Genomic DNA, 14351 nt, shown 5'->3' with positions numbered 1-14351 from the left:
TTATAAATAATTCGAGAATTCGTGGCCTTCAAATATTTTCTAAGCATTACGCCACGCGTAGCACGAAATAATTTTTCTTCCCGCGCTGCAGCAACACGAATTGGTTGTTGATCAAATCTTTTTCCGTCAACGAAAATCCTTCGGCCACTTTTTCCTTGTTGACCGAAATCGAATTTTCCGCGAGTGCGCGTCTGGCCTCACCGTTCGACTTCAAGAATCCCGATTTTTCGTTGAGCACATCCACGATATCGATTCCTGCCTGAACATCAGCCATTGCAATTTCCGCCTGCGGCACCCCGTCGAAAATCTCCAAAAAAGTCTGGCTGTCGAGCGTCTTGAGTTCTTCCGAAGTCGAATTACCAAACAAAATATTCGATGCCTTGATCGCCTTGTCGAGTTCTTCCTGACCGTGTACGAAAATCGTAATTTCTTCGGCCAATTTGCGTTGCAAGGCACGCAAATGCGCCGCTTCGCGGTGCTGTGAAATCAACACATTGATGACCGATTGGTCGAGGAACGTAAAAATCTTGATGTATTTCTCGGCATCTTCATCCGAAGTGTTGAGCCAGAACTGGTAAAATTTATACACCGAAGTCTTATCGGCATCGAGCCAAATGTTTCCGCCTTCCGATTTTCCGAATTTAGAACCATCCGATTTAGTAATGAGTGGCGTAGTCAGTGCGAACGCCTTGACCTCGGTATTGAGATTCATACGACGCACCAATTCGGTTCCCGTCGTGATGTTGCCCCATTGGTCCGAGCCGCCCATCTGCAGCACACAATTGTAGTGTTTGTGCAAATGGTAGAAATCATACCCTTGGATGAGCTGGTAGGTGAATTCGGTAAACGACATGCCGTCGCCGGCTTCACCGGAAAGTCTTTTCTTGACCGAATCCTTGGCCATCATGTAATTGACGGTAATCCTTTTCCCGACTTCACGCGCAAAATCGATGAACGTGAAATCCTTCATCCAGTCGTAGTTGTTGACCATGATCGGTGCGTTGGCTTCGGTCGAATTGAAATCGAGGAAACGCGACAACACATTTTTGATGCCGGCCACGTTCTTGGCGAGTTGCTCCTCGTTGAGCAAATTGCGCTCATCCGATTTACCCGAAGGATCACCGATCATCCCCGTCGCACCGCCTACCAATGCAATCGGCTGGTGCCCGAAATTCTTCAAATGCGTGAGCAAAATGATCTGCACCATGCTCCCGATATGCAACGAATCGGCCGTCGGATCAAAACCGATATACGCGGTCGTGGCTTCCTTGAGCAGTTGTTCTTCGGTTCCGGGCATGCTGTCGTGGTACAGGCCACGCCATTTGAGTTCTTCGACTAGGTTTTTCATTTTCGTGAATTTGCAGGCAAAGATAACGGAAAGCTTGAAAGTAGAAAAGTTGCAGAGATTCAAAGTTGGAAAGTTTTTTAGGAGCCGGTCCCGACACTTCGGGATGCTGTCCGCTGTATCTTTTACGGCCTCGCTATCGCCCGGCCGCAAAAGGATGCCGCTTCCATCAGGGCTAGGGTTGCGAACTTCGATATTCGTTAATCTGCGGTTTTTCGGTTCAAAAAAATTGAATGATGAATATAGAACAACGAATATTGAACTTTGAAGTTATAACGTTTGCCACTATCTTTACGCTATGATTTTAGTCACAGGCGCCACCGGTTTAGTCGGATCACACCTCACGCTGCATCTGCTGGAAAACAACCGGCAGGTCTGCGCGATTTACCGCAGCAACCATTCGATCCAGAAAACCAGGGCCATATTTGCGCTCTATGGCAAGGAACAGTTGTTCGACCAGATCGATTGGATCGAAGCCGACATCACCGACGTTCCATCACTCGAATTCGCCTTTCGAAATATCGAATACGTTTATCATTGCGCCGCCTGCATCTCATTCGATCCCGCCGACGAGGAACTGTTGCGCAAGGTCAATATCGAAGGTACGGCCAATGTGGTCAATTTCTGTCTCGAATACGGCATCAAGAAATTGTGCCATGTGAGTTCGATTGCCGCGCTCGGCGACCCCAAGGAACACGAAACAATCATCACCGAAGAAACCGAATGGAACCCCGAAAAACCCCATTCCGATTACGCCATCTCTAAATATGGTGCCGAAATGGAAATCTGGCGTGGGCAACAGGAAGGCTTGGAAGTTGTCGTCGTGAATCCGGGCGTCATCCTCGGGCCTTTGTTCTGGGAGAACGGCAGCGGGGAAATCTTTACACGGGTTGCCAACGGTTTACCGTTCTACACCAAAGGAACGACAGGTTTTACTACCGTGAAAGATGTGGTGGCCATCATGGCGAAATTGATGGAAAGCGACATCAACGGCGAACGTTTCACCATTGTATCCAAAAACCTGTCTTTTGAAGAAATGCTGCAGTGGGTCGCCAGCAGTCTCGGTGTCAAACCGCCTTCAATTTATGGCCAGCCGTGGACGACCTCGATCAGTTGGCGTCTGGATTGGCTGTTGTCGCTGCTGGGCAAGAAACGCAAACTGAGCCGGTCGATGGCCCAATCGCTGCACAGCCACAACCACTTCTCGAACGAGCGCATCGGGTTTGCGTTGCATTATACTTTTACCGATCTCAAGCCTTACATCGGGTGGCTCGCGGGTCTGTATCCCAAAAAATAATTATTGGATTTGCGGCGTATTGCCAGCGGAAGCACTCGAAGGCGCCGCGGTTTCGCCATTTTTCCTGGCCAGCGAATCGGCCACTTTACGCTCATTTTCGAGTCTTTCGTTGACCTTGTCGTAAATCTTCTTGTACTTGGCTATTTCGGCAGCATAGTATTGGTTGTTCTGTACGAATTGCAAACTGTCGATGCCGTATTTTTTATAGACGTACTGTGGTGTCGAATTGCCTGTCAGGCCCTGGTCTCTTGACTTCATGGCCTCAATCACCGCAAGGTCGTACAATACGTTGGCCATCGTTCCTTCGTCGAGCAACTTCTCCGGTTTCTCCACTACCTGGTCTTTGCAACTGGCCAGCAATACCATCAGACCCAGTAAAAATGCAACTCTTTTCATAGTTTCAATTATCGGTCAAACAAAAGTCGTTTTCCGCAACGGATGTCCTTTACCTTGAAATTGTTGTAGACCAGTTCTCCGTTGACAAAGGTATGTGTAATTCTCGATTTAAAGTTGACGCCTTCAAAAGGAGACCAACCGCATTTGTACAGGATGTTTTCTTTCTTGACGTTCCAAGGCAATCCTGGATTGACAATCGCCAAGTCGGCATAATAGCCTTCCCGGATAAAGCCGCGCTTCTCGATCTTGAAAATCTTGGCCGGGTTGTGCGCCATTTTCTCGACGATTTTCTCGACCGAAATCTTACCCTGGTGGTGTGCCTCAAACATTGCGACCACCGAATGTTGCACGAGCGGTCCGCCCGACGGCGCCTGGAGGTATTTCTGCTTTTTTTCTTCCAAGGTATGCGGCGCGTGGTCGGTTGCAATGACGTCGATGCGGTCGTCGAGCAAAGCTTCCCACAAGACTTTGCGGTCGTTGGCCGTTTTGACCGCAGGATTCCATTTGATGAAATTGCCCTTGGTCGCATAATCGTCGTTGGTAAACCACAAATGGTGTACGCAAACTTCGGCGGTGATTTTCTTTTCCTCGAGCGGGATTTTATTGGTGAACAATTCCATTTCTTTCGCGGTCGAAAGATGGAAAATATGCAATCTTGCCCCAGTTTTCTTGGCCAATGCAATCGCTTTGGAAGACGACAAATAACACGCTTCCTCACTGCGGATCAAATGGTGCGCAGTCACGGGAATATCTTCGCCGTATTCGGCCTTGAACTTTTCGAGGTTGTCCTTGATCGTTTGCTCGTCCTCGCAATGTACGGCAATCAGCATTTGGGTGCTCGAGAAAATCTTCTCCAAAACCGCTTCATTGTCAACGAGCATATTTCCGGTAGAGGAACCCAGGAAAATCTTGATTCCGGCCACGTTCTTCGGATTGGTTTTGAGGACTTCTTCCAAATTATCATTGGTCGCGCCCATCATGAACGAATAGTTCGCAAATGAGGTTTGCTCGGCAATGTCGTATTTCTGTTGCAGGATTTCCTGTGTCACGGCATTGGGTACCGTGTTGGGCTGCTCGATGAACGAGGTCACGCCACCGGCCACTGCGGCACGCGATTCAGAAGCGATGTCGCCCTTGTGCGTGAGACCGGGTTCGCGAAAATGCACCTGGTCGTCGATCGCGCCCGGAATGAGGTAACTGCCTTCGGCGTCGATGATTTTGGTGGCAGACGATTTGACGCTGATCTTTTCGGCGATTTCTGCGATGAATTCATCCTCGATCAGCACATCGCCTTCGAAAATGGTTCCCTCGTTGACAATCTTGGCATTCTTTATTAAAACCCTGTTCATTATTTGTGGTGCTTTATAATCTTTTGAATAAATGGCTGATGCGCAGTGAAATGACACCAAAAACCGCTTCGGTGATGATGGCGTTGCTCATCTTGGATTGGCCTTTGGTGCGGTCGGTAAAAATAATCGGCACCTCGGTGATCTTAAATTTGTTGACAAAGGCGCGGTATTTCATCTCGATCTGGAACGCATAGCCGATGAATTTGATTTTGTCGAGGTTCATGCTGCGCAGCACTTCGCTTTTGTAACACACGAAACCCGCGGTCGCATCGTGGATTTTCATCCCGGTGATCAATTTGACATAGACCGAGGCGAAATAGGACATCAACACCCGGCTCAATGGCCAGTTGACCACGTTCACACCCGTGACATAACGCGACCCGATCGCCACATCGGCGTTGCCGAAATGACAAGCATCGTATAACTTTTCGAGGTCATTGGGATTGTGCGAGAAATCGGCGTCCATCTCAAAAATGAGCTGGTAATTTCTATCGAGCGCCCATTTGAATCCGTGCACATAAGCGGTCCCGAGCCCGGATTTTTTGGCGCGTTGTTCGAGAAACAGCCGATCGGGAAATTCCCGCTGCAGCAGTTTCACTTTATCGGCGGTATGGTCGGGTGAATTGTCATCTATTATGAGCAAATCGAACGGCTTGTGCAACGAAAGTACCGCACGAACAATACTTTCTATGTTCTCGATTTCGTTATACGTTGGAATAATGACCAGGCTGTCGCTCATTGATGCGCTAAATTTAGGGCAAAAATAAACTTTTTATGGGAGCGGCATCATAATAAAATGATAATAAAGTGCGATTTATTTTTTCGAAAGAATCGGCTACAAGCCACCGTCGGAGAACATAAAAATCACTATTTTTGGCGCATGATGGACCACGTACTTCACCCGCGAACATTGGAGCCCCGAGACTGGGCAACCATCTTATTTATCGTGGCGTTTATCCTCGTGGCTATCGCCAAATCATTTTTCGAGACGCGCTTCAATGAATACCTGCGGCTCATCGTTTCGGACAAATATGTAAAGGTGTATCGCGACAGTTCGAACCTCATGAGCGGGTTTACGATCGTACTTTTTGTGGTGCAATTGCTTTCGCTGGCCTTTTTTGTCCAATTGATCCTGAGCTACTTCGGGTATGTACAGAAAACCGACTGGATCGTGTTCACCCAGATCTTGACTTTTTTGATGGTTTTCGTGCTGTCCAAATTCCTGATTGAGAAGATTATAGCCACCGCTTTCAGCATAGAGGAATTCACCGAACAGTTCAATTTGCAGAAAGTCAGTTACAGAACCTACATCGGCTTGCTTTTGCTACCGATTGACATCATTCTGTTTTATAACGATAATCCATCAAAAATCATTATTTTGCTCATTATTGTTATTGTTTTGACAATAAACATGCTGACTTATCTGGTTTCCCTGAAGAATTATCAAAACTTCTTACTCGGCAAGTTATTTTATTTTATTTTATATCTTTGCGCACTTGAAATAGCGCCCTATTATTTCATGTATTATTGGTTTACGAAAAGTTAGCTATAAGAGAAAATGTCAAATATGAAAGTGAAAACTATTTTGGTGTCACAGCCAGAGCCTAAAGTTGAAAACTCACCATACTTTGAGCTGCAACAAAAGCATAAAGTGAAAGTCGATTTCAGGCCTTTTATCCACGTAGAAGGCGTCAGCGCGAAAGATGTTAGATTGCAGAAAATTGACCTCAATAATTATACTGCCATCATTTTAACGAGCAAGAATTCTGTTGACCATTTTTTCAGGGTCGCCGAAGAAATGCGTTACAAAGTACCTGAAGGGTTGAAATACTTCTGCCAATCGGAAGCCGTTGCGTTTTACCTGCAAAAATATGTGGTTTACAGAAAGCGCAAGATTTATGTCGGCCAGAAAGATTTCGCCGATATGGCGCCACTGATCAAGAAATACAAAGACGAGAAGTTCCTGTTGCCGGCTTCGGACCAGCTCAATGCAGATGTTCCGCCCGTATTGGACAACCTCAAAGTCGATTGGACCGTGGGTACGTTCTACAAAACCGTGATGAGCGATTTGTCGGATTTGGCCGATGTGTATTACGACGTTTTGGCTTTCTTCAGCCCGACCGGGATCAAGTCGCTGTTCAAGAACTTCCCCGATTTCGAACAAAACAATACGCGTATCGCCGTTTTTGGCAGCACGACGCAAAAAGAAGCACTCGAACACGGCCTGCGTATCGATATCCTCGCCCCGACGCCCGAAACACCTTCGATGACGATGGCACTCGAAAAATACATCGCAGAAGCCAACAAAGGAAAATAATGAAGTGAAAATACTTTTATACCGAAAGCCTCAACAATGTTGGGGCTTTTTTATGCTATCCGTAAAAATAATCCGCATAAAAAAAGCGCCATCCTTTCGAACGGCGCTTGGTATGAATCAATAATAACTATTACAATTGCGGCCCGGCTTTCACAAGGCTTTGTCCTTCTTCATTATCGGTGTATTGCGCGAAGTTCTTGATGAACCTGCCGGCAAGATCGGTGGCTTTTTCGGTCCACTCGTTTTCGTTGGCATAGGTTTTTCTTGGATCCAAAATACCTGTATCAACCCCTTCGAGTGAAGTCGGTACCCGGAAATTAAAGACTGGCACCATACTCATTTCTGAGTTTTCAATCGATCCGTCCAAAATGCGGTCGATGATCGCACGCGTATCTTTGATCGAGATTCGCTTTCCGGTTCCGTTCCAACCCGTATTGACCATATAAGCCTGGGCGTTGTGCTCCTCCATTTTCTTGACCAATTCCTTGCCGTATTGTGTCGGATGCAACGACAGGAACGCCTTTCCGAAACAAGCCGAGAAAGTCGGTTGCGGCTCGGTTACCCCGCGCTCGGTTCCGGCCAATTTGGCGGTAAATCCAGAAAGGAAATAGTATTTGGTTTGTTCCGGCGTGAGTTTAGAAACCGGCGGCATAACACCAAAGGCATCGGCCGTAAGGAAGATGACTTTGTTGGCGTGTCCGGCTTTGGAAACCGGCTTCACGATGTTTTCGATGTGGTAGATCGGGTAAGAAACACGCGTGTTTTGCGTAACCGAACCGTCCTTGAAATCGATTTTGCCGTTGGCATCGAGCGTGACGTTTTCGAGCAAAGCGTCTTTCTTGATCGCATTGTAGATGTCCGGTTCATTTTCTTTGCTCAAATCGATGGTTTTGGCGTAGCAACCGCCTTCAAAATTGAAGACCCCGTCGTTGTCCCAACCGTGCTCGTCGTCCCCGATGAGTTCGCGCTTCGGATCGGTAGACAAAGTGGTTTTCCCGGTTCCAGACAATCCGAAGAACACGGCCACGTCACCATTCTTGCCTTTGTTGGCCGAACAGTGCATCGAAGCGATTCCTTGCAACGGCAAGTAGTAGTTCATCATCGAGAACAATCCTTTTTTCATCTCGCCGCCGTACCAGGTTCCGCCGATCAATTGGATTTTCTCGGTCAGGTTAAAGGCGATGTAGGTTTCCGAATTCATGCCATGTGCGGCGAAATCCTTGAAGCCTTTTTTGGAAGCGTTCATCACGACGAAATCAGGCTCGCCATAGGTTTCGAGTTCGGCTTCGGTCGGGCGGATGAACATATTTTTGACGAAATGCGCCTGCCAAGCCACCTCAACGATGAAACGCACTTTCAATCTTGTATTTTCATTGGCACCACAAAAAGTATCGACTACGAACAATCTTTTGCCGGACAATTGGCTTACGGTATTTTCCTTTAGCGCATTCCAGGTCGTTTGTGAAATGGGTTTGTTGTCATTGGGTGCTTTTTCAGACGGCCACCAAAGGGTGTTTTCGGTAACGGCGTCTTTGACGATATATTTATCTTTTGGGGAACGGCCGGTAAAGTCCCCGGTCATTACATTCACTGCTCCAAGCTCGGACAATTGCCCTCGTTCAAAACCAACCAGATTTGGATTCAGTTCTTCTTCATAGAGCAAATCGTATGACGGGTTGTATACGATTTCTTCAACATTTTTAATTCCATACTTTTCTAACGAAATCGATTTCGTAGTTTGAGTGTAATTATCCATAAATTTGAGTTTGTGTTGACACTTATTAAGGGGACAAAAGTAGAAATTAAAATTCGAGTTACATCGATTTCGTTAGAAATTTATGATTTTTTGCGTATCAAATCGATAAAAAGCCAAAACCATGCGACAATCAGTAACAATCCGCCAATTGGGGTGATAATTCCGATGGATTTGAAGTCGATTCCCGATAAATTTTTAGTGGACAATAAATAGATCGAGCCTGAGAAAAAAACCACGCCAACCACTGTCAACCCATAGATTGTTTTCTTGGCTTTTTCAGACACCAATCCGTTCCATCCGACAAGCAACAGAAACAAGGCATGGTACATTTGATACTTGACACCGGTTTCAAAAGCGACGAGTTGTTCGGGTTCAAGCACTTTTTTTAACGCATGCGCGCCAAAGGCTCCGAGGATGATGGCCAGCAATCCTAAAATCGCGGCGGTGGCGGTCATTTTTCTTTCCATGTTGATTGGGTTTTGGATGACAAAGTTACATTTCTATGGTTAACTGACACTGATAAAACTTCGAAATTCATTATTTGTTAATCGATATTCGAAATTCAATTTTTTGAACCGAAGAACCGCGGATTAACGAATAATCAATGTTGAACGATCATGCCTAGCCCGGATCGCAGCGGCATCCTTTTGCTGCTTTCTTTAAGCAGTAAAAGATAAAGCGAAGAGCCGGAAATTGCTCCTAACAAAAAAATAGTACATTTGCACTTTAAAATCAATCAAATGAGAAAACTGCTATTGGCATTTGGCTTGTTGATCGCTAGCCAAGTTTCGGCCCAAGCCGTCAAATCGGGGGAAACTTTTACCTATTCCGCCTCCTATAACATGAGTGGATTGCTGACACCGCTGGCCCAGGTCAAGATGTCAACCGAAACCGTCAAGACTTCCAAAAACACTTTGTTGCACCTGAGCTGCGAGGCGACGACCTTCAGCAAATGGGATTCGTTTTTCAAGATCCGTGACATTTATGAGTCGTATGTGAATCCGGCCAATTTCAAGCCAAGCCTGTACAAGCGCGACATCTTCGAAGGCAAATACACCAAGAAAGAGAAATACCTGTTCAAAGGCAACACGATTTCGAGCACCGTCAAAAAGAAAGGCGCGGCTGAAACCACCAAAAATTTCAGCATTGGCGACAACACCGCCGATGTAGTGACGGTATTGTACAAATTGCGCAATGTCGATTTCAGCAAATTCAAGGTCGGGCAAACCCAGACTTTCACGATCGTATTCGACGAAAAACAAATGACCGTTTCGGCCAAATACATGGGCAAGGAAACCGTCAAAGCCGGCAATTTGGGCAGCAAGGAATGCTACAAGATTTCGATTGCCGCCAAGACCGACAAGCTCAAAGGCGTCGACAAAAACCTGATCTGGCTCACCGCCGATGCGCGTAAAGTGCCGGCACTGATCAAATTCTCGATTCCTGTCGGAACCGGACAATTATCATTAACCAACGCTACCGGAATATAACCATGAGAAAAGTATACAATGTTTTAGCCGTCCTATTTATTGTCATCAGTATTGTATGCGCCATTTTGCCGATGGGCCAAATCGCGTACATTCCCGTTGGATTGGCGCTTATTTTTAGCGGATTGGCCATGTTCATTTCGGAAGGCGCTGCGAAGAAATTCCCAAGAATTTTATTGATTGTATCTGCGATTCTTCTTGTTGTAGTGGTTGCCAGAGCGATGATGCCCGATGAAGTGGCACAAGACACCGAATTCGACCAAAAGAAAATCGAATCCAAAAATGAAGATTTAAAAGACCTCGAGCAGCTCGAAGGTTTAGAATAAAAAGTTAACCGCGAATGCACAAATGATCGTTTAAATTCGTGTATTCGTGGCCATCAAAAATTATGAGAAACATCCTGATTATCGGCGCGGGCCGTTCGGCTTCGTCCCTGATCCAATACCTTTTGAACAAATCGGCTGCAGAAAACCTGCACCTGACCATCGGCGATCTGTCGCTCGAACTCGCGCAGCGCAAAACCAAAAACCATCCGAATGCGACGGCCATTGCGCTCGACATCCACAACGTCGAACAACGCCAGTCTGAAATCCAGAAAGCCGACATCGTCATTTCGATGCTCCCGGCACACATGCACATTGAGGTCGCCAAGGATTGTATCACCTATAAAAAACACATGGTCACGGCCTCTTACATCAGCGATGCGATGCAAAGTCTCGATGCGGCGGCCAAAGAGAACAACCTCGTGTTCATGAACGAAATCGGGCTCGACCCCGGCATCGACCACATGAGCGCAATGAAAATCATCGATGAGATCCGCGACAAGGGCGGCAAGATGATTTTGTTCGAATCGTTCTGCGGTGGGCTCGTCGCCCCGGAATCCGACAACAACCTTTGGAATTACAAGTTCACCTGGGCGCCGCGCAATGTGGTGCTCGCGGGTCAGGGCGGCGCGGCTAAATTCCTACAGGAAGGCACCTATAAATACATTCCGTACCATAAATTGTTCCGGAGAACCGAGTTCCTCGAAGTCGAAGGATACGGCAAATTCGAAGGGTACGCCAACCGCGATTCACTCAAATACCGCAGTGTGTACGGACTCGACGACATCCTGACTTTGTACCGTGGCACGATCCGTCGTGTGGGTTATTCGCGCGCGTGGAATACGTTCGTGCAACTCGGCATGACCGACGATACTTATGTCATCGACGATTCGAAAAACATCAGCTATAGGGAATTCACCAATCTGTTCCTGCCGTACCATCCGAGCGATTCGGTCGAAATCAAGTTGCGTTTACAGCTCGGTATCGAACAGGACGATGTGCTGTGGGACAAATTGCTCGAACTCGATTTGTTCAACCCGCACAAGAAAGTCGGTTTGCCCAATGCGACGCCGGCGCAAATCCTCGAAAAGATATTATCGGATGCCTGGACATTGCAGCCAGACGACAAAGACATGATCGTGATGTACCACAAATTCGGCTACGAATTGAATGGTGTCAAAAAACAAATCGATTCCAAAATGGTGTGCATCGGCGACGACCAAACCTATACCGCCATGGCCAAAACGGTCGGGCTTCCGGTGGCGATGGCGACTTTGCAAATCCTCAACGGCAACATTACCACGCCCGGTGTGCAACTGCCAATCAACCGCGAAGTCTATTTGCCGATCCTGAAAGAACTCGAAACATTCGGTGTCGTGTTTATCGAAAAAGAAGTCCCTTATTTGGGCTACAATCCAGGGCAATTGTAAAACCATGAAAAAACTGTTTCTCTTTTTGGGCCTGATGGCGGCTGCGGCCAATTTTGCCCAGAACAATGACTCGATGGTATCGCTCGACAGCATCTACCGCACGAATTTCCTCGATGGCGTTTTCGAAACCAAAGAAGATTTCGTAAAAGGACGCCGCAAGAACTACGAAATATACCCCAAGGCATTCCGAAAAGACGAACGCTACAAAGACGGCCCGGTCGCCGACCCTGGCAATACGGTCGTTTTTCGCTATAAAAGCAACGACAAGATTGTGCACGACGTATTTGCGGTTTCGTACAACGGGTTCCTGTATTTCGAGGCCGGTTCAATCGTCGTGGACCTGAACCGCAAGGACCGTTTCCAAGGAGGCGGGCGGAATTTTGATTTCGTCAGGGCGTTGATCGGCGGGCAAAACTACATCTATGCCGAATCTGATTTTGCCGATACTTTTGAAATGGCCGGCGTCATGCAAGCGGGCGGTACCCACACCAGCCTACTCCGGAACAAAGGATTTGTATGGGATTTCTGGAAACACGAGTTCAATATTTTCAGGCAGTGCAAGGATTTCAATGCTTTTATTTCTGAGAAAAATCCCGAGGGTGTCCAAAATTGCGAGCAACGCTTGGATCTCTTGTCGGTGCGGAGAGCGATCGAAAAGATCAAATAACAATACCCGACTGTTCTATTTTGTTTCAGATTAAAATCAAATCACTACATTTGATTCCAATCCGAAACCAAGACCGAATGAAAATCAATCCCCTTCAAATCGAAATTGACGATTTGATATTAAGAGGAAATGATATATAGAGGAGAATGTCTAGCAGACATTCGGCTTTAGCCCGGTGGGCTTGAGGTACACAAGCTTTAGCTTGGCTTAAAGTTTTAAAGACCATGAAAGTAAACCAACTTCAAATTGAAATTGACGGCATCGACAAAGAAATCCTGCGTGCCTTGATGGAAGATGCGCGAAAACCCATCCTGCAAATTGCCAATAAAATTGGGATTTCGGGCGCCGCGATCCACCAACGGTTGCGCAAACTCGAACAGGCAGGCGTGATCTCGGGTTCGAAATTTACGGTCAATAACAAGGTACTGGGGTACAGCACGATGGCGTTCGTCGGAATCTATCTCGACAAGGCCGCCAAGAACCTCGAGGCCGTACGCGAGCTAAGGAAAGTCCCCGAAGTGTTGGAATGCCATTACACGACCGGAAATTGGTCGATCCTGATCAAGATCATCTGCCGCGACAACGAACACCTGATGCACCTGCTCAACACCAAAATCCAAGCAATTGAGGGCGTTTCGCGAACCGAGACCTTCATTTCGCTCGATCAGCAGATCGAGAGACAAATCCAATTGTAATGGACACGCAAAAGCCATTCATCGGGAAAACCATTTCGATCCTTTGGTTTTATACCGCCTATGCGGGCGTTATTTATCTGTCAAATATAGTGGCGCCAAAAATTGCCCCGTTGCTGATCCTGTTATTGGTTCCGGTGGGTATTCTCTATTTTGGAATCCACCTGCTGCGCCTTTTTAAAGGGAATCCGTTTTACCTCGAATGCCTCGGCGTCCATTTGCTCTGCTGGATTGCGATGGCCCTTTTGATCAAATTGGAGGTTTTGGTTTTTATGATCCCGATGCATTGAACTCGCCATAAAAAAATCCGCGACTTTCGAGGCGGATTCTTACTTTTTGAATGAGGTTGCTTTAGAAGGCCGAGGCAAATTGCTTGGCAAAATCCTCCAACTTCACTTTCCCCTGTGGTTTTGCACCCGAGGCAAAATAATCTTCCTGCACGATGCCCGAAGCGATGCCTTGCCCCATTTCGAGGTAACCGTCGGCAATCGTTTGTTGCAAACCTGCACCGAGCATGCCGTTCATCGCATCAGCATCCGGGAATTGGATCCAGGACAGTTCAGGTTTCCCTATGGCATTCCCAATCGCCTGGCCGATTTCTGCAAAAGTGCGGACATCGCTCGAAACGTATTCGTGGGACTGGCCCTTGAAATCGAGCGCGAGTAAATGTTGGGCCACAACCGCTGCAATATCCGATGGATGGACGAGCACGAACCTTTCGTCGGCCTGACCGAAATTCGAGCCCATGATGCCTGCATTCTTGATCAAATCGACCATCGAGAAAAGATTCGTGTAGAAATACGACGGACGCAAATGAATGACATCAATATTTAATTGGTCGAGTTGCTTTTCAAGGTATGCCAATCCATTGATCGGACCCGCGCCATACCCCAGATGCGCACCGATACTACTCAATTGAACTACTTTTGGGACACCGCTGTCTTGAATCGCTTGGGTGTAATTGTCGGCGATTTGCCGCATGAACGCCGGCCAGTCCTCGGGTGTCCAGATTGGCGGGATCATGAGATAGACCGCATCGGCACCTTTGAAAGTTTGGGTTAAAAACGCTACGTCATTGACATCTCCAATCGCGGCTTTCGCACCGAGATTTTCGATGGTTTTTTGCTTATTCGCATCACTGCTGATGACAATCACTTCGTGTCCGGCAGCGGTTAAAGCTTGGGCTACCGGCTTGCTGATATTTCCGGTTGAACCGGTCAAAACATATTTCATACTATTTTATTTTAAAATGGTTGTACAAAGTTAAAATTGTACTTACTTTTGTACAAGTA

Annotated in this window: 16 protein-coding genes; 9 read left to right on the top strand and 7 right to left on the bottom strand. The window is 47.0% G+C overall.

Annotated elements, in window-relative coordinates:
* Window positions 1-46 precede the first annotated feature (46 nt).
* A complete protein-coding gene (gene tyrS / locus QM717_RS09710) occupies window positions 47-1348 on the bottom strand; it encodes a tyrosine--tRNA ligase (protein WP_415037267.1) in 1302 nt (433 codons plus the stop codon).
* Window positions 1349-1643: 295 nt separating this feature from the next.
* Between tyrS and QM717_RS09705 the strand changes: the two genes are divergently transcribed.
* Window positions 1644-2642, top strand: coding sequence for an NAD-dependent epimerase/dehydratase family protein (locus QM717_RS09705; RefSeq protein ID WP_415037265.1), 999 nt, complete (start codon window positions 1644-1646; stop codon window positions 2640-2642).
* Here the strand turns inward: QM717_RS09705 and QM717_RS09700 are convergent, their stop codons facing one another.
* From QM717_RS09700 to QM717_RS09690, 3 genes are read right to left on the bottom strand one after another with little or no spacing between them, the layout of a single operon-like run.
* Window positions 2643-3038: a DUF4296 domain-containing protein gene (locus tag QM717_RS09700; RefSeq protein ID WP_415037263.1), complete on the bottom strand. Its 396-nt coding sequence runs from the start codon at window positions 3036-3038 to the stop codon at window positions 2643-2645. It lies immediately after the preceding gene.
* Window positions 3039-3046: 8 nt separating this feature from the next.
* The gene (locus QM717_RS09695) at window positions 3047-4387 is read right to left on the bottom strand and encodes a dihydroorotase (RefSeq protein ID WP_415037261.1); all 1341 of its coding nucleotides are present in this window, start codon (window positions 4385-4387) and stop codon (window positions 3047-3049) included.
* A 13-nt stretch (window positions 4388-4400) separates the two neighbouring features.
* A complete protein-coding gene (locus tag QM717_RS09690) occupies window positions 4401-5126 on the bottom strand; it encodes a polyprenol monophosphomannose synthase (RefSeq protein ID WP_415037259.1) in 726 nt (241 codons plus the stop codon).
* Window positions 5127-5267: 141 nt separating this feature from the next.
* Here QM717_RS09690 and QM717_RS09685 point away from each other — a divergent pair, with 141 nt between their 5' ends.
* Both QM717_RS09685 and QM717_RS09680 read left to right on the top strand, forming a co-directional pair.
* Window positions 5268-5933, top strand: coding sequence for a DUF4271 domain-containing protein (locus QM717_RS09685; protein WP_415037257.1), 666 nt, complete (start codon window positions 5268-5270; stop codon window positions 5931-5933).
* Window positions 5934-5954: 21 nt separating this feature from the next.
* Window positions 5955-6704 carry a uroporphyrinogen-III synthase gene (locus QM717_RS09680; RefSeq protein WP_415037255.1) on the top strand — a complete coding sequence of 250 codons (750 nt, stop codon included), beginning with the start codon at window positions 5955-5957 and terminating at the stop codon, window positions 6702-6704.
* A gap of 130 nt (window positions 6705-6834) precedes the next feature.
* On the opposite strand, the gene pckA is transcribed toward QM717_RS09680, so the two are convergent.
* A complete protein-coding gene (gene pckA / locus QM717_RS09675; protein ID WP_415037253.1) occupies window positions 6835-8460 on the bottom strand; it encodes a phosphoenolpyruvate carboxykinase (ATP) in 1626 nt (541 codons plus the stop codon).
* 80 nt (window positions 8461-8540) lie between these two features.
* Window positions 8541-8927, bottom strand: coding sequence for a DUF423 domain-containing protein (locus tag QM717_RS09670; protein WP_415037251.1), 387 nt, complete (start codon window positions 8925-8927; stop codon window positions 8541-8543).
* A 273-nt stretch (window positions 8928-9200) separates the two neighbouring features.
* Here QM717_RS09670 and QM717_RS09665 point away from each other — a divergent pair, with 273 nt between their 5' ends.
* From QM717_RS09665 to QM717_RS09640, 6 genes are all read left to right on the top strand, one after another.
* Entirely contained in the window at window positions 9201-9950 is a 750-nt protein-coding gene (locus tag QM717_RS09665; RefSeq protein WP_415037249.1) for a DUF3108 domain-containing protein, read from the top strand.
* Between the two features lie 2 nt (window positions 9951-9952).
* The gene (locus QM717_RS09660) at window positions 9953-10273 is read left to right on the top strand and encodes a hypothetical protein (RefSeq protein WP_415037247.1); all 321 of its coding nucleotides are present in this window, start codon (window positions 9953-9955) and stop codon (window positions 10271-10273) included.
* 62 nt (window positions 10274-10335) lie between these two features.
* Window positions 10336-11700, top strand: coding sequence for a saccharopine dehydrogenase family protein (locus tag QM717_RS09655; protein WP_415037245.1), 1365 nt, complete (start codon window positions 10336-10338; stop codon window positions 11698-11700).
* A gap of 4 nt (window positions 11701-11704) precedes the next feature.
* On the top strand, window positions 11705-12367 hold the full coding sequence (locus QM717_RS09650; RefSeq protein ID WP_415037243.1) for a hypothetical protein: 663 nt from the start codon (window positions 11705-11707) through the stop codon (window positions 12365-12367).
* A gap of 224 nt (window positions 12368-12591) precedes the next feature.
* The gene (locus QM717_RS09645; RefSeq protein WP_415037241.1) at window positions 12592-13062 is read left to right on the top strand and encodes an Lrp/AsnC ligand binding domain-containing protein; all 471 of its coding nucleotides are present in this window, start codon (window positions 12592-12594) and stop codon (window positions 13060-13062) included.
* Entirely contained in the window at window positions 13062-13349 is a 288-nt protein-coding gene (locus tag QM717_RS09640; RefSeq protein ID WP_415037239.1) for a hypothetical protein, read from the top strand. Before QM717_RS09645 ends, QM717_RS09640 begins: the two co-directional genes overlap by 1 nt.
* Window positions 13350-13410: 61 nt before the next feature.
* Here QM717_RS09640 and QM717_RS09635 read toward each other — a convergent pair whose 3' ends face one another.
* Window positions 13411-14292, bottom strand: coding sequence for an NAD(P)H-binding protein (locus QM717_RS09635; RefSeq protein WP_415037237.1), 882 nt, complete (start codon window positions 14290-14292; stop codon window positions 13411-13413).
* Between the last annotated feature and the right edge of the window lie 59 nt (window positions 14293-14351).

Source organism: Flavobacterium sp. (genome assembly GCF_047602195.1).
Classification (GTDB): Bacteria; Bacteroidota; Bacteroidia; order Flavobacteriales; family Flavobacteriaceae; genus Flavobacterium.
This window is presented reverse-complemented; position numbering and strand designations above follow the sequence as displayed.

What these genes read in the sequence shown, in the direction of transcription:
- tyrS (WP_415037267.1), bottom strand. Translation starts at nt 1,348, where the DNA reads ATGAAAAACCTAGTCGAAGAACTCAAATGGCGTGGCCTGTACCACGAC.
- QM717_RS09690 (WP_415037259.1), bottom strand. Translation starts at nt 5,126, where the DNA reads ATGAGCGACAGCCTGGTCATTATTCCAACGTATAACGAAATCGAGAAC.
- QM717_RS09705 (WP_415037265.1), top strand. Translation starts at nt 1,644, where the DNA reads ATGATTTTAGTCACAGGCGCCACCGGTTTAGTCGGATCACACCTCACG.
- QM717_RS09640 (WP_415037239.1), top strand. Translation starts at nt 13,062, where the DNA reads ATGGACACGCAAAAGCCATTCATCGGGAAAACCATTTCGATCCTTTGG.
- QM717_RS09635 (WP_415037237.1), bottom strand. Translation starts at nt 14,292, where the DNA reads ATGAAATATGTTTTGACCGGTTCAACCGGAAATATCAGCAAGCCGGTA.
- QM717_RS09665 (WP_415037249.1), top strand. Translation starts at nt 9,201, where the DNA reads ATGAGAAAACTGCTATTGGCATTTGGCTTGTTGATCGCTAGCCAAGTT.
- QM717_RS09695 (WP_415037261.1), bottom strand. Translation starts at nt 4,387, where the DNA reads ATGAACAGGGTTTTAATAAAGAATGCCAAGATTGTCAACGAGGGAACC.
- QM717_RS09660 (WP_415037247.1), top strand. Translation starts at nt 9,953, where the DNA reads ATGAGAAAAGTATACAATGTTTTAGCCGTCCTATTTATTGTCATCAGT.
- QM717_RS09685 (WP_415037257.1), top strand. Translation starts at nt 5,268, where the DNA reads ATGATGGACCACGTACTTCACCCGCGAACATTGGAGCCCCGAGACTGG.
- QM717_RS09645 (WP_415037241.1), top strand. Translation starts at nt 12,592, where the DNA reads ATGAAAGTAAACCAACTTCAAATTGAAATTGACGGCATCGACAAAGAA.
- QM717_RS09655 (WP_415037245.1), top strand. Translation starts at nt 10,336, where the DNA reads ATGAGAAACATCCTGATTATCGGCGCGGGCCGTTCGGCTTCGTCCCTG.
- QM717_RS09680 (WP_415037255.1), top strand. Translation starts at nt 5,955, where the DNA reads ATGAAAGTGAAAACTATTTTGGTGTCACAGCCAGAGCCTAAAGTTGAA.
- QM717_RS09650 (WP_415037243.1), top strand. Translation starts at nt 11,705, where the DNA reads ATGAAAAAACTGTTTCTCTTTTTGGGCCTGATGGCGGCTGCGGCCAAT.
- QM717_RS09700 (WP_415037263.1), bottom strand. Translation starts at nt 3,038, where the DNA reads ATGAAAAGAGTTGCATTTTTACTGGGTCTGATGGTATTGCTGGCCAGT.
- pckA (WP_415037253.1), bottom strand. Translation starts at nt 8,460, where the DNA reads ATGGATAATTACACTCAAACTACGAAATCGATTTCGTTAGAAAAGTAT.
- QM717_RS09670 (WP_415037251.1), bottom strand. Translation starts at nt 8,927, where the DNA reads ATGGAAAGAAAAATGACCGCCACCGCCGCGATTTTAGGATTGCTGGCC.